The organism is Anaerococcus murdochii, assembly GCF_019957155.1.
GTDB lineage: Bacteria > Bacillota > Clostridia > Tissierellales > Peptoniphilaceae > Anaerococcus > Anaerococcus murdochii.
This window is the reverse complement of the sequence record NZ_JAIPME010000002.1, coordinates 1,761,547-1,785,816: the sequence shown is the minus strand read 5'-3', so window position 1 is coordinate 1,785,816 and position 24,270 is coordinate 1,761,547. Positions and strand designations below refer to the sequence as shown.

Below are 24,270 nucleotides of genomic sequence, written 5' to 3'. Positions count from 1 at the left end.
TCTAACTATATAATTAGAACGATTTTTTATTTTATAAGAAGTTGTTTTTAGAAAATCTATTTAAAACTATCTTTAAAGCAAGTTTTCCATGGTAATAGTTAAGACCACCTTGGAGGTAAGCCATATATGGTTCTCTTAATGGTCCATCGGCGGATAATTCTGAAGTTGCCCCTTCTACAAAGCCCCCTGCCGCCATAATTACAGGATCTTCATATCCTGGCATTGGATAAGCTTCAGGTACGAAGGTTGAATCAACAGAGCACGCTTCTTGTATTGCCTTACAGAAAGTTTTTAATTTTTCTGGATCTTTTAATTTTATGGCAAGAATGACATCAGACCTTGGATCATCAAGTTTTGGTGTTACTTCATATCCTAGTTTGTTAAAGACACTTGCGAATAATAGGGCTACTTTTAAAGCCTCTTTAACTACGTGTGGAGCAAAGTAAAGTCCTTCAACTACCAATCTATTTGTACCAAAACTTAATCCCTCATCTTTTCCAATTCCTGGAGCTGTTAGGGTATTAGCGCAATATTCTATAAGGTCTTTTCTACCACTAATATATCCACCTGTAACAGCAAGGCCACCGCCAAGATTTTTAATTAGAGATCCCGCTACGATATCGGCTCCTATCTCTATAGGTTCCTTTGTCTCGGTAAATTCACCGTAGCAGTTATCTATAAAAATAATTACATCTTTTGAAACCTTTCTAATTTCTTTTACAGCTTTTTCGATTTCATCTATAGTAAAGGCTCTTCTTTGTGTGTAACCTGTTGATCTTTGAATTAGAATGACTTTGGTATTCTCATCAATTTTTTCTTTAATTTTATCGTATTGGATTTTATTATCAGAATCAAGATCCAACTTGTCATAAAGGACGCCTTTTTCTATCAAGGTTCCTTTTTTATCCCCAGCTATACCTATAACTTGCTGCATTGTATCATATGGATCATCAGTTATTGATAAGAGTTTATCTCCATAGTTTAATAAGGAAAATAGAACGATTGATAAGGCATGAGTCCCTGATACAATAGAAGGCCTTACAAGGCTATCTTCCGCTTTAAATATTGAAGAAAATATTGCCTCTAATGTATCTCTACCTGTATCTGCATAGCCATAACCAGTGGCGGTAAAAAAGTCCGATGATCGGAGAGAATTCTCGTTAAAGGCTTTCATAACCTTTAATTGATTAAATTCTGAAATTTCTTCATGGAGTCTGAATAATTCAGACAATTCTTTTTCAGACTCTCTTATAAGGTCATCATACCTATCATCGATATTATAATTATTGTAAACTTCATTAAAATTCATATATATCCTTTATTAAATCTTCTATTATCATTGTTGCATCATCTTTACTTAGGTCATCCATTATTATTTCTCGTGTAAATGGATAATTTAGGTATTTTTTCATCCAAGTGATTTGTCTTTTAGCATACCTTCTAGTGTTTCTTTGGATAAGATTAATCATTTCATCAAGACTGATTTCACCTCTTATATAAGGGAAAATTTCTTTATAACCAATAGCGGCCATAGATTGAGAATTTTCATCTAGATTAAAATTCTCTACTATATACTTAAATTCTTCTACTAGGCCTTGGTTTATCATTTCAATTACCCTATCATTTATCCTATCATATAATATTTGTCGATCATTGTAGTTTAGAAAAAATAATATAGGATCAATATTTTTATTTAAGACTCTCTCACCTGTACGTTTTTCTGATGGTTTTTCGCCTGTAATTTCATATATTTCAAGAGCCCTTATAATTCTATTTAATTCATTTGGATGATATTTTTCGGCTGTATTTGGATCAATTTCCATAAGCTTATTATATAAGTAGTCATTTCCGTTAATTTCAGCTAGTGACTCCAACTTATTTCTTATCCTAGAATCTTTTTTTACTTGGCCATAGTTCATTTCAAAAAGTAGTGAATCTATATAAAAGCCAGTCCCACCAGTAATGATTGGCATAATATGTCTTGAATTTAATTTAGAAATAATATCCGATGCATCTTTTCTAAAATTTTCAACAGTAAATTCATCGTCAGGATCAACTAAATTTAAGAGATGATGGTCAACTACAAATGGGTCACTTACCTTGTTGGTACCAATATCCATCCCTCTATAAACTTGTTGGCTATCAGCGGATAAAATTTGGCCATTGATTTTTTTAGCGATACTTATAGCTATATCACTTTTCCCACTTGCTGTGGGCCCGGTAATTATAATTATTTTATCTTTCAAAATATTTCTCCAAATCTTTATCTTCTAATGAGATAATGGTGGCATTACCATCATAGGTGTTGTAAGGATTTTCTTCTTTCATTAGATTTTTATAAAGCTCGATTGCTTCGTTTTTGTTGATAGTATAACCCTTTCTAAAGGAAAGACTTTTGACTAATTTTCTTAATCTACTAGTAATTAGTTCATCACTAATATTATTGTCCAAGTCTAAAATTTCGTAGAAAAATTTATCGTTTTCTGGTTGATTGAAAATCATTGGGATTTCTCTTATAAGTATAGAATTTTCAGAGATTAACTCTACATCAAAACCTAATCTTTGAAAAAGACTGTGTTTAGTTTCAAATCTTTCAACATCTATCTTATTTAAATGCATCCTAATAGGCTCTAATAATAATTGACTCGCAACTTTATTAGCTTTAAAATCTTTGAGGAATTCACTCATTTTGATTTTTTCTTGAGCTTTTCTATGATCTAGTATAAATACCCTGTCCTGATCTTCAAATATAGAATATCTTCTGAAAATAGATGTCTTATATGTTGGTATTTCTATATCTTCTACAAAAGAGTCTTCATTTACTTTTTCATCTTCTTTTAAAAACTCAAAATCAAATTCTTTATTACTGTCAAAAAAATTTGAATTTTTTGCTTCTATTTCATTATCATAGGCCTCTTCGTCTTCCCTGACAAGCGTATTTGTTGGAGAATACTTATCTAAGATAGCTTTATAATCAGTAAAGTCTAAAAATTCATCCTTTTTATTTTCCTTGATATTAATTGATTGAATCTCTTGCTTTGCTTTAAGTAAATTTTTAACATTATCAATAATCAATTCTAGAAGCTCATCTTCATATGAATACTTAACTAATTTCTTATTAGGATGGATATTTACATCAATATTTTTGGGATCGGTGTAAATAAAGATAAAGAAAGCAGGAAATCTGCCTTGAGGAATAAGTCCTTGATATTGGTCTTCTATAATTTTTGTTATTTCCTCATCTTCAACTAGTCTATCATTCACAAAAATATATTGCATAGACCTATTGCCCCTGTAATAATTAGGAAGACCTATCTCTCCTGTTATCTTATAAGATGAATTTTTAGCGTGTAATTCAATGAGATTTTCCTCTAAGAGATTATCTAAGAGGTCAGATATTTTTAACTTTAAATTTAAATTCGGATTTGATTGAAACTGAATTCTATCATCCTTGATGTATTTAAAAGAAATATTTTTATAACCAATTGCAAAGGCATACATCAGCTTACTAATTTTATTAGCTTCTGCCATATCAGATTTTAAGAATTTTCTCCTAGCTGGCATATTATAGAATAAATCCTCTACAATAATGTTTGTACCCTTATTTGTAGCGATTGAAGATTTTTTATTTTTTTTTGTAGTAAGGTCAAGTTTTGTCCCAATTTCAGAATCTTCTGTCTTAGAAATAGCAACAACTTTACTCACAGAGGCGATACTTGGGAGAGCCTCACCTCTAAAGCCAAGGGAAGCAATTGTGTAGAGATCATCAAACTTACTAATCTTACTTGTGGCGTGTTTTTGAAAGGCTAAGTCAATATCTTCCCTAGCAATCCCTACACCATCGTCAGTAACTCTTATATAAGATTTACCACCATTTTTAATTTCCACAGTAATATTTCTACTGCCTGCATCTATTGAATTTTCAACTAATTCTTTTATGATTGATAGCGGAGATTCTATTACTTCACCAGCAGCAATTTTTTCTACTGTGTCTTTATCAAGTTTTATAATTGACATTATATCTCCCCAATTCTTTCAATTAGTATATTAAGTTGGTTCATAGCTTCTAGTGGTGTTAATTCGTTAATATTAATATTGTCCGTTAAATTTTTAAGTTCTGTAATTTTCTTATCTTTAATATCTTCTAGTGAATTTTTAATTTCTTCGCTTTTGTTTACATCAAAGAAATCTTCATTTGAAAGTTTTTCCATGATATTTTTTGCGTTATTAAGTATTTCTTCTGGAAGTCCACTTAGTTTTGCTACTTCAATACCATAAGACCTATCAGACTTTCCTTTTTTTATTTTTCTAAGAAACACCAAATTATTGTTTTCTTCAAGTATTTCAATCTTTAGATTTCTAACGTTATTAAGTTCATTTTCAAGTATTGTAAGCTCATGAAAATGTGTCGCAAATACTGTTTTTACTTTTTTATGCTTGGATAAGTATTCAACAAGGGCCATAGCAATACTTAGGCCATCATCAGAACTTGTTCCCCTACCAACTTCGTCTAGGATTACAAAAGATTTTTCAGTTGAATTTTTAATGATATTTGAAACTTCATTCATTTCAAGCATGAAGGTAGATTCACCCTTTGAAATATTATCACTTGCTCCGATCCTTGAAAAAATTTTATCGCAAATACCGATTTTAGCATGGCTAGCTGGAACAAAAGATCCAATTTGTGCCATTATTATTATAAGTGCCATCTGTCTCATATAAGTCGATTTACCAGCCATATTTGGCCCAGTTATAATCTGGATGAGATTGTTATCTTGACCAATGTTAGTATCATTTGCTATAAACTCATTCTCATCAAGATTTATCTCAATTACAGGGTGTCTTCCGTCCTTAATAATTATTTCATTTTCTTCGGTAATTTCTGGCCTGCAGTATGAATACTTGTGGGCTATTTTTGAAAAAGCATTTAAACTATCTATATTTGCAATCATCTTAGAAAGACTTTGAAGTCTAAGTGTTGAGTTTAAAATTTCTTCTATTATTTTGTTGAAAATTTCATATTCTAGTTGGTTGATTTTTTCCTTCCCATTTAATATCATAGAAGAAATATTTTCAAGTTCCTCTGTAGTATATCTCTCTTGATTTTTAAGCGTTTGCTTTCGAATATATGATGAATCAACCTTATCAGTATTAGTCTTGGTAACTTCAATAGAGTATCCGTTGTTCTTGTTATAAATTACTTTAAGATTTTTAATGCCAGTAAGGTCCCTCTGCTCATTTTCATAATCAATTAACCTATCTTCAGCAGAATCTGCCATTTCTTTTAATTTGTCTAGTCCCTCATCATAGTTAACTTTTATAAGTCCGCCCTCAGTTATATTTATCGGTGGTTCATCGACTATTGACTCATCAATAAGTTTATAGACATCATCAATATCAGGTAGGTTATAGCCTAGATTTTTTATTAAGGTATTAGATGAGTCAGTAATGATTTTCTTAAGTTTTGGAATATCTCTAAGAGAATTCTTAAGAGAGATTATATCCCTAGCATTTGCTCTTTTATAAGAGATTTTTGCAAGGATTCTTTCAAGGTCGTAGACATTATCTAAGAGGTTTGATACATTTCTAGAAAGGATATTATCCTTATAAAAACCTTCAACCAGGTCAAGCCTTCTGTTGATTTTGCCTTTATCAATCAAAGGTCTTTCTAGCCAGTCATGTATCATCCTTGAACCCATAACTGTATCGGCCTTATCTAATATACTTATTAGGGTGTTTTCTTTATTATTTGTTGATAAATTTCTTGTAAGTTCAAGGTTTTTTCTTGTATTTGCCTCAACTTCCATAAATTCATTGATTTTTATAACTTCAATGTCATTTATATGGTCGAGTTTCTCCTCGTAATATTTATAGATATAGTCTAGAAGATTTGCTAGTGCAACAATTATGAGTCTCTTATCCTTTATTTTTTCAAGGTTATCTTTGCCAAGATAATCATTTATAGTACGTACTCTATTTTCATAGTCTGTTGTAAAATCAATATAGTTTATAAAAATTTGATTATTTAAATTAAGGTATTTTTTTATATCATCATTTTTAAAATTACTAGCTAAAACTATTTCCGAAGGATTAATCTTTTCAATCTGGTCTATAGCTTTTTTGCCAATATTTTGGCTTAATGTCTTTATTTCAAGACCTACAAGTTTTCCTGTAGAAATATCACAATAGACCATAGCAAGACCATATTCATTTTCAAAAATTGATAAGAGGTAGTTATTTTCTTTATTATCTAAAGATTCTATATCAGTTAAGGTACCAGGAGTGATGACCCTAGTAATGGCTCTTTTTACAAGGCCCTTAGCTTCCTTGGGATCTTCGATTTGATCACAAAGGGCAACCTTATAGCCTTTCTTTACAAGTCTATTAACGTAGGTATCTATAACATGGTGAGGAACTCCACACATTGGAGCCCTATCAACATGGCCACATTCCTTGCCTGTAAGTGTTAAAGACAAAACCTTTGCGGTAATTATAGCATCATCAAAAAATGTTTCATAAAAATCCCCTACCCTATATAAAAGGAGGGCATCTTTAAAATCGTTTTTAACATCTACATAATGCCTTAACATCGGTGTTAATTTTTCATACTTAAATTTACTAGTCATATTTCACCTTTTCATTTCTTAATAAAATAAACTGTCACAGTTTGTGTAACAGCCTATTTATTGAATATTAAGAGTTTTTACGTTTGTAATCCAGCTATTAGCGCTCTTAGTTGTTGTATCAATTATAACGAGTGTTCCGTAAGAAGGGTTGTATTCCACAATTGGCTCGCCATCTATTTTATAAACCAAATAGACCCTATCTACTTCTAAGGCAAGAGACATAGGAAATCTATTTGAATTTCCATCTGTGTCCTCTATTGAAATAGTAGGCCTCTCTCTTAAGTTATAGTCAAGGCTTCCTATTAATTTCTCTAGTGAAACGCCTTCGATTTTTACTTTTTCTAGACCGTTATTTACATAAACTTCTTTTTTACTTCCAGCTTTTTTCTTAAGTTCTCTTATAGAATACGACTTTATTTCATCACCATTTCCCTTAAGAATCACAATATCATTATCGTATTTAGCCATATTCATATCATCTAGCCTTCCCTTTAGAAAAATACCAAGAATTATTAGTACTAAGATAAAGGCAGCAAATAAAAATAAATTATACTTATTTTTTCTTAAAAATTTATTCATAAAGATTATTTACCAGTAGATCCAAAGCCGCCTTCGCCTCTTTCGCTATCGGCAAGATCATCGACTTTTTGTATTTCGCATTGCATATATGGTTGAATAACTAGTTGGGCTAGTCTGTCTCCATTTTCTATAATTTGTTTTTCTTCACCGTAATTATAGAAGAAAATCATCAGTTCTCCCCTGTAGTCCGAATCAATGATACCCACAGTATTTGCAAGTATTAGATGTTTTTTAACACCAGTTGAAGACCTTGGGTAAACCGCCCCAAAATATCCTTCTGGAATTTCTACATAGACTCCTGTATGTATTTTGACTGTTTCTTTAGCTTTTATTATAATATCCTCGTCGCTTTTGCAATATAAATCTATTCCTGCTGAATGTTTTGTTGCGTAAGCTGGGATTTGACCTTCAGTTTTTATTTTTAAAATGTTTTCTTTCATTTAACTCACCTTCCTAAATTAATATACCAATTTTAGCCACACTTTACAATTGAAAGTATAGTATTAGAAAGGAGTAAATATGGAAAATTTAACAAAACGTTTTTTAAAGTATATTTCATTTGACACTAAAAGTGATCCAGAAAAAGGTGAAGTACAAAAACCATCAACAGATGGTCAACTAGTACTTGCAAAAGAATTAAAAAAAGAATTAGAAGAATTAGGACTAAATGCAGAAATTAACGAGGAAGGCTTTGTATTTGCAAAAATACCAGCAAATTCCGACAAAAATTTACCAAAAATTGGTTTTATTTCTCACATGGACACATCACCAGAGATGTATGGTAAAATTAATAATCCACAAATAATTAAGTATGAAGGTGGGGATATAAAATTAAATGATACAAAATCTATAAAGGTAGAAGACTTTCCTTATCTAGAAAAATTAAAAGGAACAACACTAATTACTACAAGGGGGAAATCTCTTCTTGGAGCCGACGATAAAGCTGGAATAGCAGCTATTATGACCGCAATAGAATATATTGTCAATAGCCCTGATTTCAAACACGGAGAAATTAGGATTGCCTTTACACCAGATGAAGAAATAGGTACTGGTTGTGATAGCTTTGATGTAAAGAAATTCGATGCAGATTTCGCCTATACTATTGATGGTGGTATCCTCGGTGAACTTGAATATGAATCATTTAACGCCGCTGACGCTAAAGTAACTATTCATGGCAAGTCTATCCACCCTGGTTCTGCTAAAAACATTATGATTAACTCTATATCAGTCGCAAATGAATTTGACAACCTATTAGGTTCTGTTAGACGTCCTGAGCATACAGAAGGCTATGAGGGCTTTTTTCACTTATTAAGCATTAACGGTGACATAGAAACTACTAAGATGGAATATATTATCCGTGATCATGATAGAGAAATCTTTGAAAAAATGAAAGAAGAAATTAAAAACAACGCTGAGTTTTTAAATAAAAGATACGGTAATATTATTGATATTAAAATCTCTGATAGCTATTATAATATGGGTGATATCATAAAAGAACATATGGATATAGTTAATTATGCGAAAAATGCTATGGAAAATCTTGATATAAAACCTCTCATAAGCCCAATCAGAGGTGGAACAGATGGCTCAAAACTATCATTTATGGGTCTTCCTTGTCCAAACATTTTCACTGGAGGTATGAATTTCCACGGCATATATGAGCTAATACCTATTGAACATATGGAAAAAGCTAGCCGAGTAATTATTGAAATCATTAGACTTATAGAGGAGTCTAACTAAGAAAAGGATTGTAAATTTTCCTGAAATGTGTTATTATATTTGTATAGGAAATACATAACGCATTAATAAAAAGGAGATATTATGGCAAACCAAAAAATTTCAAACGATAATCAATACAGAGGAAATGAAGAACTTGACAGAAAAATTAGAGAAGAAAATAAGGAAACCGGCGGTGAATCTCTAGATAAAAAACTAGGTCCAGACCAAGAAAACCTTAGATCAATCTCTGATGAAGCTGATGAAAACTCTAACGTTGGCGCAGAAGCTAGAAGAACTAGAGCTGATTTTTCTGAAAATCCATCTGAAGACTAATAAAATATAAAAAGCTAGCCAAATGGCTAGCTTTTTTAGTCCTCTATTTTCTTTCTAAGAATATCTCCCTTTTCTAATGGAAGATTAATTTTTATTTTTAAAATTTGCTTTGGTTGATTAGCTACTTCTATCTCTTCTCCCTTTTCATCTTCCATATAATCGATATTTAGGGTATAAAAGTCCTTACTATTACCAAAAATTTCTATTTCATCTCCCTTAAAGAACCTATTTCTTTGCTCAATTGTTGCAATCTTTGATTCTTTATCATAATCAATAACTACGCCTATAAAGTCATAATTTCTGATATATGAAGATGAGCCATAAATTTGATCATTCTCATCAGGTTTATTATAGAAAAATCCCTTGGTAAAATGTCTGTGGCTAGCCTTATTAATTTCTTCAAAGTACTTCTTACTAACTTCCTTGCTGAAGTTTCCTTCATAATAGCTATCTATAACTTGTCTGTAGGACCTGATAACAGTTGCCACATAAAAAGGTGTTTTCATTCTACCTTCTATCTTAAAGCTGTCTATACCTGCTTCAATTAGCTTATCTACTTCGTCAATCAAACAAAGGTCCTTAGAGTTCATTATAAAAGTACCACCCTTGCCATCCTCTTCTATTGGAAAATATTCTCCAGGCCTAGTTTCTTCTTGTAGAGAATATTTCCACCTGCATGGTTGGGCGCAATCTCCCCTATTAGCGTCACGACCTGTCATATAAGAAGACAATAGACACCTACCAGAATATGAAATACACATGGCACCATGTATAAAGCACTCTATCTCCATGTCCTCTGGGGTATTTTTTCTTATTTCTGTAATTTCCTTTAATGAAAGTTCACGGGCAAGGATTATTCTTTTAGCCCCCATTTCATACCAGAAATTAACAGTTGCAGAGTTTGTAACAGATGCCTGAGTTGAAATGTGTAGGTCAATATCTGTATGTTTTTTTGCAAGAGAAAAAATACCTGGATCTGATATTATTAGGGCATCAATACCAATTGTATTAAGGTTTTCTAAATATTCCACTATACCGTCCATATCACCATCATGAGGCATGATATTCATGGTTACATGGACCCTAACACCTCTTTCATGAGCATAGGCTACGGCTTTTTTTAATTCATCATTATTAAAGTTTTTTGCATTGGCTCTTAAGCCAAAATTATCTCCTGCTAGATAAACTGCATCTGCGCCAAACTTAATAGCAGTTTTTAATTTTTCAAAATCCCCAGCGGGGGCAAGTAGTTCCACTTTTTTATCTGTCATTATCTCTCCTAACACTTAAGGTAAGCCCGTCGCCTATGGGAATCACAGATGTTGTAAATTCCTCTAAATCCGTTATGTAGGCTAGGAAATTCCTAAGTCTTTTAACTAAAGTATTCTTTCTTTTTTCCATTATATCATCATTACAAACTTCGCCTCTAAATAAGACATTATCTGCAATTATTATTCCACCTTTATTAAGAAGTTTGCTAGTAATCTTAAAATAATCTAAATATCTTGATTTATTAGCATCTATAAAAACAAAATCAAAGCCTTGATCAATAGTTCTCAAGGCTTTCATTGCGTCATCATTAATAAGATTGACGTTAACATTATATTTTTTAAAATTATTTCTAGCGATTTCTGCTGTAGCCGTATCTAATTCTATAGTTGTTATATCTGCCCCAGTGTACTTTTTAAAGCAAAGTGAAGAATAACCTATAGCAGTTCCTATTTCTAAGATTTTTTTAGGCTTAGCTATTTGAAGGATGCTTATAATAAGCTCCTTGGTTTGGCTATTCATAATCGGAACATCATTTTCTATAGCATATTTTCTTAAATCTACAAAATCAGTATCGTTAAGCAAATCTTCTATAAAAAGGGAAGTATATTCGTAATTAATATTTCCCATCTTCTATCTCTGATATTACAGGTAGAATCATTGGGTCTCTACCCAGTTCGTTATAAATATAAGATTTTAAATCTTCTCTAATTTGATATTTAATTTGACTTAGAGCCTTAATATCTTGTTTTTTGCACTTATTTATTGATCTTAATACAACATCTTTAGCATTCTCTATTATATCTTGGTTTTCTTTAACATAAACAAAACCACGTGATACAATTTCAGGTCCAGCTAAAAGTTCTTGTGTATGTCTATCAAAAGTAATTGAAACAACCATTAGTCCATCTTCTGATAGGTGTTTTCTATCTTTAAGGACGATATTACCAACATCACCAATACCAGATCCATCAACTAAAACATTTCCTGCTTGAACTTTTCCTTTTACTACTGCAGATTTCTTTGTAAATTCAATGATATCTCCATTTTCACATATAAAGATATTTTCTTTTGGCTGACCCATATCTTGGGCTATATCAGAATGTTTTTGTAATTGTCTAATCTCACCATGGGCAGGAATTAAGTATGTTGGTGTAATTAATTGGTACATTAATTTAATTTCTTCCTGGCAAGCGTGACCTGAAGCGTGAACTTTAGCAAGTGAAGAATAAATAATCTTACAACCAATCTTTGTCAAGTTGTTGATTGTAGTATTTATAGCCATTTCATTGCCTGGAATGGCTGATGATGATAGGATAACCATATCTGTTTCATTCAAGGTAATTTGTCTATGCTCTTTATTTGCCATTCTTGTAAGTGCGCTTAGAGGCTCCCCTTGAGTACCTGTTGATAGAATTACTAGCTCGTCATCAGCATATTTTTTGATAGCTTTCATGTCGATTAAGGTATTTTTCTTTATTTTTAGATAACCTAACTCGTTTGCAATCCTAACATTATTTAGCATTGACCTACCAGATAGGGCAACTTTTCTATTGTATTTTTCTGCAGCGGTAATTATTTGTTGGACTCTGTGAAGGTTTGATGCAAATGTTGCAACAATTATCCTTGATTTAGCTTGTCCAAAAATCTTAACAAAAGTCTCACCAACCACTTTTTCACTTAAGGAAAATCCTTCTCTTTCAACATTTGTAGAATCTGCAAATAGAGCAAGAACTCCTTTTTTTCCAAGTTCTGCTAGCCTTTGGATGTCTGTTGGATCATTGTCTATTGGTGTAAAGTCCATCTTAAAGTCACCTGTAAATATTACAGTGCCAATCGGAGATTTTACAGCTATAGCACAAGCATCTGGAATTGAGTGGCTGACTCTAATAAATTCAGCGCTTAGACTTCCAGCTTTAACAGTATTATTAACATTAACCATCTTAATCTTGTTTGGATTAAGACCATGTTCTTTAAATTTATTTTCAAGAAGACCCTTAGTAAGTTTTGAGCAATACACATTTGTATCCACATTTTTCAAAAAATATGGAATTGCACCTACGTGGTCTTCGTGTCCGTGGGTTACAAATATGCCTCTTAATTTATTTTTGTTTTCTTCAACATAGGTAAAATCTGGGATAACTATGTCAACTCCAAGCATTTCTTCATCTGGAAATGTTAGACCGCAGTCTATCATTATCATGTCGTTGCCATATTCAACCAGTGTACAGTTTTTACCTACTTCATGTAATCCACCTATTGGGATTATTCTTAATTTTTTTTCATTTGTCATTATTTCTCCTTATTATTCTGACAATCGGAACAGATTCCATAAATCCTTAAAGAATAATAAGATAAATCAAAATCGAAATTTTTCTTAAGAGAATTTTTAACATCTTCAAAAGATAAAAACTCATCTTCTAGAATTTTCCCACAAGAAGTACAGATAATATGATCGTGGTGATCACTTTTTGGATCTATTATCTCATAAGTGTAGGCCTGATCGGTAAACTCTTGTTTATTAACTATACCTAGCTCTTCAAAAATATTTAAAGTTCTGTAAATAGTCGCAATACCTACTTGCTTATGGTCCTCATGGACTATAGAAAATAGCTGTTCTGGTGTTAGGTGTTTTTCTGAAGAGTTTTTTAAAACATTAAATATCAATTCTCTTTGCTTAGTGAATTTTTGGTTGTTTTTTTCAAAAATCTTTCTTACTTCTTCAATGTTCATCATTCTCTCTTTTCATCTCTTCATAAAATTCTATAATTTCATCTAGTTCTTTCTGATCTTCAATCGTTTTAAAGCTTATTACATCACTTGTATTGTAAACCTCAGCGATCATAATCATGTCATCCCCTACTTGTTCAAGGGCGGCATAATTCTTATCATCTATTCCGAATGTATCTAATATATTAAATTCAACTTCATTATTATTTTCATCCAGTAAAAAGATACTATCCATTATTACTCCTGTCTAAATAACTTTGCAATATAAAACTTGCAGCAATTTTATCAATATGGGTTTTCCTATTTTCACGTCTAACGTCCATATCGATGAGAACAGATTCTGATTGAACTGTAGTTAATCTTTCATCTTCATAGACAATTTCTGTGTCTATTCTTTTCTTAATTAGGTCAACAAAACTCATGACCTTCATTGATTGAGGGCCAATAGAATTATTCATATTTTTAGGAAGACCAACTACTATTAATGTGATATCTTTTTCATTAACAATTTCTTCAATCCTGTCTATATCAAATTTTGCCTTAGTTCTTTTTATTGTTTCAAAAGGTTGAGCGGTTAAAAGCATAGGGTCGCTCAAAGCGACACCTACTGTTTTATCCCCAACATCTAGTCCCATTATCCTAGTCATTGATGTAATTATTTAGTAATTCTTCTAAAATTTTATCTCTATCAACTGCCCTAATAAGCTTTCTGGCATTATTATGAGCGGTTATATAAGTTGGATCTCCAGATAGTAAATATCCTACTATTTGAGAATTTGGTTTATAACCTTTATCTTCTAAAGCCTTGTAAACTGTTGTAAGAATCTCTCTAATGTTATTCTTTTCTATATCTTCTCTTTTGAAAAGCATAGTTTCATTAAGCTTATTATTGTCAGTCATTCCTTACTCCTTTATAATTTCGTAAGCCCTTTCAAGTGCTTTGGCTAAGGCAGATAAATCACTTCCACCTGCTTGGGCGAAATTCTTTCTACCACCGCCATTACCACCAGTAATTTGAGCAATTTCTCTAACAATTTTGCCAGCGTTATACTTATCTGTTAAATTATCATCTACAGACACTGTAAATACAACTTTATCGGTTACTGCAGCAAAGATAATAATTAAATTATCGTATTCAGTCTTTAACCTATTTTCTAAATCACGTAATTCGTCAATGCTAATATTATCAAACTTAGCAATTAGTAAGTTAACTCCGTTGATATTTTTAATCTTGCCCTTAAGTTCACTATATATGTCTTTATTTGATTGAGACTTAAGTCTTTTTATTTCAGTATCTTTAGATTCAATTTCAGATTTTAGTGAATTTATTCTTGATGAAATATTGTTTACTTTTGCGTCAAGGCTTTGGGCAATATTTTTAATTGTGTTTTCTTTTTTGATTAAGTCTTCATAAACTGCTCTACCAGTTATAGCTTCAATTCTTCTGACGCCTGCAGCTGCAGATGTTTCTGATTTAATTTTAAATATTAACACTTCTGCTGTGTTATTTACATGACAACCGCCACAAAGTTCTATTGAGTAATCACCCATAGATACGACTCTAACAACATCTTTGTATTTATCCTCAAATAGAGCCACAGCTCCTAACTCTTCAGATTTTTTATAATCCATATATTCTTTTTTAACAGGAAGTTGTTCTCTTATTTTGGCGTTAATTTCATCTTCAAGAGCTCTTAATTCTTCATAGCTAAGAGCTTTGTTGTAGGTAAAGTCAAACCTTAATTTGTCTTCATCTACCAAAGATCCTGCTTGCTTGATGTCTTGTTTTAAAACGTTCTTGAGAGCTTTATCAAGTAAGTGTGTTGCTGAGTGATTTCTTTGAATATCTAATCTTCTTTCAAGGTCGATAGAAAATTCTGCATCTAATCCAGTTCTGAGTTCTCCTTCAATCACTTCTACATAGTGGAATATAATATCATTTTTCTTTTGAACATCAACAACTTTAGCAAAGGCTTCTGAAGTTTTGATATACCCTGTATCAGCAACTTCTCCACCGCCTTCTGGATAAAATGAAGTCTTATTACTTATTATTATACCTTTACCAGATGCTTTTATCGAAGATTTCTCTTCTCCATCTTCAAATATAGCTATAATATTTGCTTTTATATCAAAGTTATCATATCCAACGAATTCTGTTTTCTCTAGATGGTCTGTTATTATGTTGTCGTGTCTATGGTTATTATCAGTTTTTCTAGCATTTCTTGCAAGATTTCTCTGATTTTCCATTTCTTCTTCAAATTTTACTTCATCAACTTCAAAGTTTTTCTCTTCTAAGATTTCCTTAGTTAAGTCTAATGGGAATCCATAAGTATCATAAAGTTTGAAAGCCTCACTACCATCTAAAACTTTTTGATTGTTCTTTTCCATGTCAGAAATTAAATCGTCTAGTTTTTCAAGACCTTGGTTAATAGTCCTTTGGAATCTATCTTCTTCATCGCTAATAACTTGGTGGATATTATCCATATTTGTAATTAATTCATCATATTCAACTTTATAGGTTTCTATTACCTTATCTACGATTTTATTTAGGAAAGGTCCTTCGATGCCAAGAAGTTTTCCGTGTCTGTAAGCTCTCCTGATGAGTCTTCTTAAGACATAGCCACGTTTTTCATTTGATGGTATTACGCCATCAGATACTAAAAATGTCATAGCCTTAGCGTGGTCAGCTATTACTCTTATTGATACGTCATCAGCCTTATTGGTCTTATAAGTTTTTCCAGATAGTTTTTCGATTTCGGAAATAATTTCTTTCATTACGTCTATTTCGAAAATGTTATCTTTTCCTTGAAGAATCATGGCAATTCTTTCAAGTCCCATACCTGTATCTATATTTGGATGGCTTAAATTAGTATAGTTGCCTTGATTATCCTTGTTAAATTGAGTGAAAACCAAGTTCCATACTTCCATGAACCTATCAGAATCATCATTTCCTGGTTGGTTATCATTTTCATCAACAGCTCTTTCGGCACCTCTATCAACATAAATTTCTGAGCATGGTCCGCATGGACCTACCTCAAGTTCCCAGAAGTTATCCTCTTTTCCTTGTCTTAAAATTCTCTCAGCTGGCATTCCTATTTCATCATGCCAAATATTGTAGGCTTCATCGTCATCGTGGAATACTGTAACCCAAAGATCATTCTTATTTATTTCAAGTTTTTTGGTTAGAAATTCATAAGCCCAGCTAATTGCTTCTCTTTTAAAATAATCCCCAAATGAGAAGTTTCCAAGCATTTCAAAAAATGTACCATGACGTTCAGTTTTACCAACTCTTTCGATATCACCAGTTCTTACACATCTTTGTGAAGAAGTAGCTCTGTTGTTTTTCATCTTAAGTTCACCAGTAAAGTACTTTTTAAGAGGTGCCATACCAGCGTTAATTAATAAAAGTGTATCGTCATCAATTGGTGTTAGAGGAAATGATTTTAATAATGTGTGATTTTTCTCATTTCCAAAAAATTCTAAATAGCTTTTTCTAAGCTCATTCATTCCTAAGTTCTTCATTAGTTCTCCTTAAATTTCATGTTTAACAATATTATCCAAAGTAATGGAATCTATAGCTTGGTTAATTAAGTAATCTAGTTTGGTAAATAGGTCATAGGCGTCACATTTATCGTCACAAATTACTTTGCCGCTTACACAATCACTTGTTGTCATGTCACCCTCTAAACTTCTTAAAACTTGACCTATTGTTATGTTTTCTAAATCACTATTAATTTTATATCCACCCTTTGGTCCTCTGCTTGACTTAATCAAGCCATCTTTTTTTAACATCCTAACTAGTTGTTCTAAATAATTTTCAGATAAATTTAAATTTTCACTTATTTCAGAGACAGGTATAAAACCCTTGTCTTGGTTTTCAGCTATATAACAAATTGCTCTTAATCCATACCTACCTCTAGTAGATAATTTCATATATACCCCTATACTGTAATCAAATCTTTCATAGCTTCAAAATACTTATCACCTATGCCACTTACATTTTTTATATCTTCGATTTTTGTAAATTTATTTTCTTGCCTATAGTCTAGGATGGCTTGAGCTCTTTTCTCACCAATATTAGGTAAGGTCATCAACTCTTCCTTACTAGCCAAGTTTATATTTATCTTTTGGCCTGAAGACTTTGGATTAGTAGATGTAACTTCTCCCATGGCTAGATTGGTATTATCAGCATTTATGTTTTGATTCTCATCAATATTAGGTATGTATATTTTCATCTGATCTTCCAACCTTAAAGCTAGATTTATTGCATTTATATCTGCTTTTTCGGTAAAACCTCCAGCTCTTTTGACAAGATCATCTAATCTATCTCCATCTTTTATATCATATACACCAGAGTTTTTAACTTCTCCAGAAATATATACTTTCTTATCCTCGGTAGACAAATCATTTGAAGAGGTTTCTTTGTTTTTCATATCATCTAAATTTTCATTATCAGGCTTAGACATTACGATTTCGTCTTCGTTTTTATTAAAAATATCTTTAAACCCAGCATTAGAAAAAACATTTGCGACAAGAAAAGCAAGGAAAATTACACCTGCAAAAATGATTTTATCTTTCCTATCCTTAGGCATATAAACTCCTATAAAAGGTGGGAGAGATTAATTCTCCCACAAATTATCTAAATCATAAAACTTTCTTTGCTTTTGGGTGAAGATGTGTACTATTATGTCCCCAGCATCTATTAGAATCCATTCTCCCTCACGAAGTCCTTCATTAGATAAAAGTTCATAACCTTCTTTATGAAGATTTTCTTCTATATAATCAGCTAAGGCCCTAGTTTGGTTTATAGAATTACCTGTAGCTATGACAAAGTAGTCTGCAACAGATGAGTCTTCTAATTTTATGACATTTACATCTTCAGCTAATTTATCTTCTAATGTTTTAACTATTATGTCTAATTTTTCCATTTTTCTCCTCAATCAAGTAATTTCTTGCTTCAAAGCTTAAGGGATTTATCAAAGCCTTCTTGCCTATCAAAAATATTATGTTGCTATCCAAAAGATTTAGCATAGCTTTATTTAGGTTTTCAAATGCTAATTTTCTAATCTTATCGATGCCTTCAAAATCTCTAGCTGGCTCAATTGCATCAGCGATGAAAATAATTTTTTCTAAATCACTCATATCAGGTCGACCAGTTGTATGATATTCGATAGCTTTTAAAACATCCCTATCACATATATTATACACTTTTTTTGCGACTTCTGCTCCTAAAAATGAATGCAGTACAGGATCTTTAATCGAACATACCGGATAGATAGAAAAATCAATATTGTATTTTTTTATATAGGCTTCTTCGTTATATTTTGCGCAGTCATGAATAAGACCAGCTAGGTAGGCTTTCTTTGGATCTAGTCCATAATTATCTGCAAGTTTAACTGCAGTCTCCGCAACCCTTAAGCTATGCTTGAATCTTTTTTCACCTATATCATTTATCAACTTATTTTGAATATCTTTCATCTTATTCATACAAATTCCTATTTTTTATAATATACTCAACTTCGTCTTTAACCAGGTACTTTAAACTCTTATCTTCTTTAGCTAAAGACCTAATCAAAGTTGAAGAAATATTTATATTTAAGATATCTATGAGGTAAATATTAGGATTATCTTTGCGGACTTTTTCAACTTTCTTAACAAGTGGACTGTCCTTTTCTATACCTTCTCTGGCGAATACTATGATATTAAAACCAAGTATTTTTTTGTAATTTCTCCAAGAATCTATAGTCATAAAAGAATCTTCTCCCATGATATAAAATATTTCATGAGCTTCTAAATTTTTTGTGAAATATTCCAAGGTATCATGGGTATACCTAACTATATTATTTGAAGATTCAAAAGTAGATAAAATTATTTTTGGATTATCCTTTATAGCTTCAGCAACCATCTCTACCCTGATATCTGCCTTAGTCTTATCTTTGTGTTTTTTGTGGGGTGGATTTGAGCTTGGCAGAATAATCACCCTGTCTAATTTCATTTCATTAATTGCATTTTCAATTACAATTAGATGACCAAGATGGATTGGATCAAAAGTCCCACCATATAAACCTATTCTCATTACAAATTATAAAGGTTGTTATCACTTTTCCTATAGATTGTAAAAATCGAACCTATATGTGAAATAAATTCACAGTTTAGTTTTTCAACTATAGTGTCAATAATATAATCTGCGTCGTCCAGATTATTATTTAATATTTTTACTTTTATCAATTCTCTGGCTTCAAGTGCTTCATCAATTGCCTCAAGTAATTGGTCTGATAATGATAGTTTTCCGATATTAATTATTGGTTTAAAATCATGAGCTTCTTGTTTTAATCTTGCTCTTTGTTTACCTGTTAACATATATCCTCCTATTCGTAATATTCAAAGACAATATCACCTACAGCAACACTATCTCCGTCTTCTATTCCCATTTCTTTTAATTTATCAAATACTTCCATCTCTCTTAAGGTTGATTCAAAATAAATCATAGAATCATAGTCATCAATATTGACTTTCTTTAAGAGATTGTCCACTCTTTTTCCATAAACAAGGTAGATTTCATTTTCTTTTTTGATATTTAAGTCAAAGTCAATTTCTTTATTATAGAAATCTTCTAGGAAATTTTCATCAACTTCTTCATATAAAGCAAATTCCTCTTGATTAGATTTTTCAAGTTCTTCTGTAACATAGTCGATCATTTCCTTAATACCTGTTGTTGTAGCGGCAGAAATCTTAAATATCATGTAATCTTTTCCATACGCTTCAATAAATTTAGAAGCATTATCGTTATAATCCAGTTCCGACTTATTTAAAGCTACTATCATAGTTTTTTCAGATAATTTTTCATTGTAGAGCTTTAATTCCTTATTTATTAGTTCAAAGTCTTCTATAGGATTTCTACCCTCAAGTCCTGAAATATCTACAAGATGAATTAAAATTCTGCATCTTTCAATGTGCCTTAAAAAGTCATGACCAAGTCCTGTGCCTTCACTTGCACCCTCTATTAGACCTGCTATATCGGCTACAATAAAGCTTCTTTCATGGTCAACATTAACAACCCCAAGGTTTGGATCAATTGTTGTAAAATGATAATTTGCTATCTTTGGTTTTGCTTTTGTTATTACTGAAAGAAGTGTAGATTTGCCCACATTAGGAAGTCCTACTAGTCCTACATCTGCGAGAACTTTAAGCTCAAAAATAACTTCGATTTCTTGGCCTTTTTTTCCTGACTCAGCAAATCTTGGTGCTTGTCTAATTGAGTTTTTGAAGTGAACATTTCCACGTCCTCCTCTACCACCCTTGGCTATTAAAAATTCCTCACCATCTTTTTTCATATCTTTAATGATGGTATTAGACTCTGCCTCTCTGATTATAGTGCCAACAGGAACTGGTATATAAAGATCTTCGCCTTTTTTTCCAAACTTTTTGCTCTTACCACCTTGTTCACCATTATCTGCTTTAAAATTTTTCTTATATCTAAATTCATCAAGGGTAGATAGGTTTCTAGTTGCTCTAATAATAATCGAGCCTCCATCACCGCCGTCACCACCAGCAGGGCCACCTGTAGGTTCGTACTTTTCCCTTCTCCAGGCAACAGCGCCATTACCTCCATCCCCTGCTTTGATACTTATTTTTGCTATATCAATCATAGTTTTCCTTTCATAAAAAAAGGCTTGCCAAAGGCAAGCTTAATTTTTTATCAATTATTGTGCATAAACAGATACTTGTTTTCTGCTTTTGCCTTTTCTTTCAAATTTTACAACACCTTCACATGATGCATAAAGAGTATCATCAGCACCTCTCTTAACATTGTTACCTGGGTGGATTTTTGTTCCTCTTTGTCTAACAATGATTGTTCCAGCGTTTACAAACTGGCCATCAGCTCTTTTGACACCAAGTCTTTTTGCATTTGAGTCTCTACCGTTTTTAGATGAAGAAACTCCTTTTTTACTTGAAAATCTTTGTAAATTAATATTTAATATCATAATTTCTCCTTATAATTTAATTTTACGTAGCTGCTATAGTTACCTAAAAGTGTTTCAATCCCGATCTTAAAATAATCAAAAATGACATCCGTATCCCTATTTGGATTTTTAATTTCTACTGACATGGTTATTTCATCATCAGAAAAATTGACATCATCGAGATATTTATCAAGACTATTTACACAGCTATAGGCAAGAATAGTTACAGCTGAACATACAAGGTCTTTGCCGTACTCATCATATTCCGCATGACCTTTTATCTCAAAACCTACTATTTCGTCTTTTTTATTGATTAATAAATCAATATTAATCATTAAAGACTTATGCTATTAATTTTTACTAAAGTATAAGGTTGTCTGTGGCCGTGTTTTTTTCTATATTGTTTTTTAGGTTTATATTTATAAACAACAATTTTCTTATCTTTATTTTGATCTTCAACTGTTGCTGATACCTTAGCACCTTCTACTAGTGGAGAACCCACTTTAAGTTCACCATCGTTAGATACTAATAGTACTTGATCAAAATCTACAGTCTCACCAACTTCGTAAGCAAGTTTTTCAACTCTTACTAAGTCACCTTCTGATACTTTGTATTGTTTTCCACCTGTCTTAATAATTGCGTACATGGAAAGCCTCCTATTTTTAATATTCTCGCCAGCATTCGGGGATCAGAGCCCTAGCTGAGCGGTCTACTCATATATATTACTCTCTATTATCCCTTTGTCAAGCAATTTCAATTATTTCCATATTGTTTATTGCTTCATTTTCTAAGTCCTCTATATCAAGATTTTCTTCTGATAATTTTATATAAGATAGTTTTGGTTTTGTGACCGGTTTATCAGGTGCAAAAATTGAACAACAATCATCATATGGTTCTATTGACTTATCATACGAACCAATTTTCATTGATATATCGATGATATCTTTCTTGTCCATTGCTATTAACGGCCTTAAGATTGGTCTTTCTGATGAATCATTTATTACTGCAACCGACTCAATAGTTTGACTTGCAACTTGTCCTAAAGATTCTCCTGTAATTAGGGCTTGATAATCATTTACTTCAGAAATCTTATTAGCAATTCTCATCATAAACCTTCTTGATAAAATAGTTGTTTCTCGCCTATCACAATTTTGATTTATTGCCTTGTAAATATTTGCTAGATTTACTGAATATATTCTCATTTTTCCAGTATAGGCAGACATGATTTCAGCTAGATCTATAGCTTTTTGTAGGGCTCTCTTTGAGGTGAAAGGATAAGAATGGAAGTGAATACAATCAATTTTCATTCCTCTTTTTGCCACCATAAATCCAGCAACTGGCGAATCAATTCCTCCTGATAATAAAAGAAGTCCCCTACCAGAAGAGCCAATTGGAAGTCCACCAAGACCTTCAAATCTCTTTGAATAAACATAAACATTATCTTTTACATCAATAAAAACTTTGAAATCAGGATTGTGAACATCCACCCTTAAGTTTGGAAAATCTCTTAAAATAAATCCTCCAATCTTAGCAGATAGTTCTGGTGACTTATATTCAAAAGCTTTATCCGTTCTTTTTGTCTCTACTTTGAAAGTATAAGGTCTATCTGAAAAATACTTTTCAAGGTCAACTTTGCAAGCATCATATATACTTTCAATATTTTTTTCTGTTTTTATAGCGTAAGCAACATAAGAAATCCCAAAAACTTTTAAAATATTATCTTTGATTTTTTCAAAATCTTTTTCATCAGCCCTTATATAAAGTTTAGAAGATTCTGAATACATATCCTTATACGGAATATCTCTTATATTTCTTTTTATATTATCAATAGCTGTTTTGTAGAAAATATGCCTATTTTTCCCCTTTAGAAATATTTCTCCAAAACTAACTGCTAACATCCATTCCATTAAATTACCCTCCTTATCATTTCTATACTGTCTTTTAAAACTTTTAATGTAAAATCCAAATCTTTTTTTGTTATTTCGTTTGAAAAAGAAAACCTAATTGCTCCATCCATATACTTTTTATCAATGCCTAAGGAAGATAAAACCCTGCTATATTGACCTTTCGAGCAGGCAGAGCCGCTTGATACATAAATCTCTTCTTCTTCTAACATATGAAGTAGAACTTCTGATTTTATATTAGCAAAGGCAACATCTAATATGTAAGGAGAAGAATTCTCAATTGGTGAAATTATATACGAATCCTTGATATTCTCTTTAATTAATTTTCTTAAGTAATGATTTAATTCCTCTATGTAGGTGTATTCATTAGATTCTATTTGTTTTTTTAAAGCAATCCCACAAGCGTAAATTGCAGGTGGATTGTTTGTGCCTGATGAAAAAACTTCTTGGTAGCCTCCGTCTAGAATAGGTTTTATTTTTCCTTGAATATTTTTTCTGATATATAAACCACCTAGCTGTTTTGGTCCGTGAAATTTATGAGCAGAAAAACTCATCATGTCCACGCCAAGGTCTTCTACATCACAGGAGACTTTTCCCATTGCTTGAGTTGCATCAATATGGATTACTATATCCTTATTAAAACCCTTAATGATTTTAGAAAGATTTTTAATATCTTGAATTGTTCCTATTTCATTATTCACATATATAAAAGAAACAAATGTCACTTTGTTGTCTAATTTTATTTTAAGATCGTCTTCATCTATGAAACCATAATTATCGTTTGAAATGTATCTAACTTCATCAAAATGTGAGTTCTTAAATGTATTATAAACTGATGAGTGTTCAATCTTACTAGTAATAGCAAGTCCATCAAAAGATTTTATAGCGATGTTATTTGACTCTGTAGCTGACTTTGTAAAAAATATTTCTGATTCACTCGCAGATATTAATTTGCCTATATATTTTTTTGTTTCCTTAATTAAGTTTTCTGCATCCATCCCATATGAATGAAGAGCGCTAGGATTAGCAAAATGATTTTTACAAACATCTACATAAGCTTCAATCGCTTCTTCATACATTTTTGTTGTAGCAGCATTGTCTAAATATATCATATATACTCCTTAATTATATTATTATATTAGAGCT

28 protein-coding genes are annotated in these 24,270 nt (G+C 31.6%); 2 read left to right on the top strand and 26 right to left on the bottom strand.

Annotated elements, in window-relative coordinates; all coding sequences use genetic code 11:
• Positions 1-31: 31 nt before the first annotated feature.
• From K8P03_RS09050 to dut, 6 genes are read right to left on the bottom strand one after another with little or no spacing between them, the layout of a single operon-like run.
• The gene (locus K8P03_RS09050; protein WP_223420364.1) at positions 32-1,309 is read right to left on the bottom strand and encodes a methionine gamma-lyase family protein; all 1,278 of its coding nucleotides are present in this window, start codon (positions 1,307-1,309) and stop codon (positions 32-34) included.
• A complete protein-coding gene (gene miaA / locus K8P03_RS09045; protein WP_223420363.1) occupies positions 1,299-2,246 on the bottom strand; it encodes a tRNA (adenosine(37)-N6)-dimethylallyltransferase MiaA in 948 nt (315 codons plus the stop codon). The genes K8P03_RS09050 and miaA overlap by 11 nt, the downstream gene beginning before the upstream one ends.
• Complete coding sequence (gene mutL / locus K8P03_RS09040; protein ID WP_223420362.1) at positions 2,236-4,017, bottom strand: DNA mismatch repair endonuclease MutL; 1,782 nt, start codon at positions 4,015-4,017, stop codon at positions 2,236-2,238. Before mutL ends, miaA begins: the two co-directional genes overlap by 11 nt.
• Positions 4,017-6,626: a DNA mismatch repair protein MutS gene (gene mutS, locus K8P03_RS09035; protein WP_223420361.1), complete on the bottom strand. Its 2,610-nt coding sequence runs from the start codon at positions 6,624-6,626 to the stop codon at positions 4,017-4,019. Before mutS ends, mutL begins: the two co-directional genes overlap by 1 nt.
• A 57-nt stretch (positions 6,627-6,683) precedes the next feature.
• Entirely contained in the window at positions 6,684-7,205 is a 522-nt protein-coding gene (locus K8P03_RS09030) for a hypothetical protein (protein WP_223420360.1), read from the bottom strand.
• Between the two features lie 5 nt (positions 7,206-7,210).
• The gene (gene dut / locus K8P03_RS09025; protein ID WP_223420359.1) at positions 7,211-7,645 is read right to left on the bottom strand and encodes a dUTP diphosphatase; all 435 of its coding nucleotides are present in this window, start codon (positions 7,643-7,645) and stop codon (positions 7,211-7,213) included.
• 79 nt (positions 7,646-7,724) lie between these two features.
• Here dut and pepT point away from each other — a divergent pair, with 79 nt between their 5' ends.
• Positions 7,725-8,945: a peptidase T gene (gene pepT / locus K8P03_RS09020; RefSeq protein ID WP_223420358.1), complete on the top strand. Its 1,221-nt coding sequence runs from the start codon at positions 7,725-7,727 to the stop codon at positions 8,943-8,945.
• Between the two features lie 81 nt (positions 8,946-9,026).
• Positions 9,027-9,257, top strand: coding sequence for an elastin-binding protein EbpS (locus K8P03_RS09015; protein ID WP_223420357.1), 231 nt, complete (start codon positions 9,027-9,029; stop codon positions 9,255-9,257).
• A 35-nt stretch (positions 9,258-9,292) separates the two neighbouring features.
• Here K8P03_RS09015 and K8P03_RS09010 read toward each other — a convergent pair whose 3' ends face one another.
• The 20 genes from K8P03_RS09010 to K8P03_RS08915 form a co-directional block, all read right to left on the bottom strand.
• The gene (locus tag K8P03_RS09010; RefSeq protein ID WP_223420356.1) at positions 9,293-10,528 is read right to left on the bottom strand and encodes a peptidase U32 family protein; all 1,236 of its coding nucleotides are present in this window, start codon (positions 10,526-10,528) and stop codon (positions 9,293-9,295) included.
• The gene (locus tag K8P03_RS09005; protein WP_223420355.1) at positions 10,518-11,156 is read right to left on the bottom strand and encodes an O-methyltransferase; all 639 of its coding nucleotides are present in this window, start codon (positions 11,154-11,156) and stop codon (positions 10,518-10,520) included. Before K8P03_RS09005 ends, K8P03_RS09010 begins: the two co-directional genes overlap by 11 nt.
• Entirely contained in the window at positions 11,143-12,819 is a 1,677-nt protein-coding gene (locus tag K8P03_RS09000) for a ribonuclease J (protein ID WP_223420354.1), read from the bottom strand. Before K8P03_RS09000 ends, K8P03_RS09005 begins: the two co-directional genes overlap by 14 nt.
• On the bottom strand, positions 12,819-13,259 hold the full coding sequence (locus tag K8P03_RS08995) for a Fur family transcriptional regulator (protein WP_223420353.1): 441 nt from the start codon (positions 13,257-13,259) through the stop codon (positions 12,819-12,821). Before K8P03_RS08995 ends, K8P03_RS09000 begins: the two co-directional genes overlap by 1 nt.
• Positions 13,249-13,491, bottom strand: a complete 243-nt coding sequence (locus K8P03_RS08990; protein WP_223420352.1) for a DUF1292 domain-containing protein — start codon at positions 13,489-13,491, stop codon at positions 13,249-13,251. The genes K8P03_RS08995 and K8P03_RS08990 overlap by 11 nt, the downstream gene beginning before the upstream one ends.
• Positions 13,484-13,903, bottom strand: a complete 420-nt coding sequence (gene ruvX, locus K8P03_RS08985) for a Holliday junction resolvase RuvX (RefSeq protein ID WP_223420351.1) — start codon at positions 13,901-13,903, stop codon at positions 13,484-13,486. Before ruvX ends, K8P03_RS08990 begins: the two co-directional genes overlap by 8 nt.
• Positions 13,896-14,156, bottom strand: a complete 261-nt coding sequence (locus K8P03_RS08980; RefSeq protein WP_223420350.1) for an IreB family regulatory phosphoprotein — start codon at positions 14,154-14,156, stop codon at positions 13,896-13,898. Before K8P03_RS08980 ends, ruvX begins: the two co-directional genes overlap by 8 nt.
• A gap of 3 nt (positions 14,157-14,159) precedes the next feature.
• Positions 14,160-16,778, bottom strand: coding sequence for an alanine--tRNA ligase (gene alaS / locus K8P03_RS08975; RefSeq protein ID WP_223420349.1), 2,619 nt, complete (start codon positions 16,776-16,778; stop codon positions 14,160-14,162).
• A gap of 9 nt (positions 16,779-16,787) precedes the next feature.
• A complete protein-coding gene (locus tag K8P03_RS08970) occupies positions 16,788-17,189 on the bottom strand; it encodes an RrF2 family transcriptional regulator (protein WP_223420348.1) in 402 nt (133 codons plus the stop codon).
• An 8-nt stretch (positions 17,190-17,197) separates the two neighbouring features.
• A complete protein-coding gene (locus K8P03_RS08965) occupies positions 17,198-17,848 on the bottom strand; it encodes a helix-hairpin-helix domain-containing protein (protein WP_223420347.1) in 651 nt (216 codons plus the stop codon).
• Positions 17,849-17,875: 27 nt separating this feature from the next.
• On the bottom strand, positions 17,876-18,184 hold the full coding sequence (gene rsfS / locus K8P03_RS08960; protein ID WP_209771927.1) for a ribosome silencing factor: 309 nt from the start codon (positions 18,182-18,184) through the stop codon (positions 17,876-17,878).
• Complete coding sequence (gene yqeK / locus K8P03_RS08955) at positions 18,159-18,743, bottom strand: bis(5'-nucleosyl)-tetraphosphatase (symmetrical) YqeK (protein WP_223420346.1); 585 nt, start codon at positions 18,741-18,743, stop codon at positions 18,159-18,161. Before yqeK ends, rsfS begins: the two co-directional genes overlap by 26 nt.
• A complete protein-coding gene (gene nadD / locus K8P03_RS08950; RefSeq protein ID WP_223420345.1) occupies positions 18,736-19,332 on the bottom strand; it encodes a nicotinate (nicotinamide) nucleotide adenylyltransferase in 597 nt (198 codons plus the stop codon). The genes yqeK and nadD overlap by 8 nt, the downstream gene beginning before the upstream one ends.
• Positions 19,332-19,616 carry a YhbY family RNA-binding protein gene (locus tag K8P03_RS08945; RefSeq protein ID WP_223420344.1) on the bottom strand — a complete coding sequence of 95 codons (285 nt, stop codon included), beginning with the start codon at positions 19,614-19,616 and terminating at the stop codon, positions 19,332-19,334. Before K8P03_RS08945 ends, nadD begins: the two co-directional genes overlap by 1 nt.
• An 8-nt stretch (positions 19,617-19,624) precedes the next feature.
• The gene (gene obgE / locus K8P03_RS08940; RefSeq protein WP_223420343.1) at positions 19,625-20,905 is read right to left on the bottom strand and encodes a GTPase ObgE; all 1,281 of its coding nucleotides are present in this window, start codon (positions 20,903-20,905) and stop codon (positions 19,625-19,627) included.
• 54 nt (positions 20,906-20,959) lie between these two features.
• Complete coding sequence (gene rpmA, locus K8P03_RS08935; protein WP_263285032.1) at positions 20,960-21,241, bottom strand: 50S ribosomal protein L27; 282 nt, start codon at positions 21,239-21,241, stop codon at positions 20,960-20,962.
• Positions 21,238-21,555: a ribosomal-processing cysteine protease Prp gene (locus tag K8P03_RS08930; RefSeq protein ID WP_223420342.1), complete on the bottom strand. Its 318-nt coding sequence runs from the start codon at positions 21,553-21,555 to the stop codon at positions 21,238-21,240. The genes rpmA and K8P03_RS08930 overlap by 4 nt, the downstream gene beginning before the upstream one ends.
• The gene (gene rplU, locus K8P03_RS08925; protein ID WP_223420341.1) at positions 21,555-21,866 is read right to left on the bottom strand and encodes a 50S ribosomal protein L21; all 312 of its coding nucleotides are present in this window, start codon (positions 21,864-21,866) and stop codon (positions 21,555-21,557) included. Before rplU ends, K8P03_RS08930 begins: the two co-directional genes overlap by 1 nt.
• A 97-nt stretch (positions 21,867-21,963) precedes the next feature.
• Entirely contained in the window at positions 21,964-23,127 is a 1,164-nt protein-coding gene (gene thiI, locus K8P03_RS08920; protein WP_223420340.1) for a tRNA uracil 4-sulfurtransferase ThiI, read from the bottom strand.
• The gene (locus K8P03_RS08915) at positions 23,127-24,236 is read right to left on the bottom strand and encodes a cysteine desulfurase family protein (RefSeq protein ID WP_223420339.1); all 1,110 of its coding nucleotides are present in this window, start codon (positions 24,234-24,236) and stop codon (positions 23,127-23,129) included. Before K8P03_RS08915 ends, thiI begins: the two co-directional genes overlap by 1 nt.
• Positions 24,237-24,270: the final 34 nt, after the last annotated feature.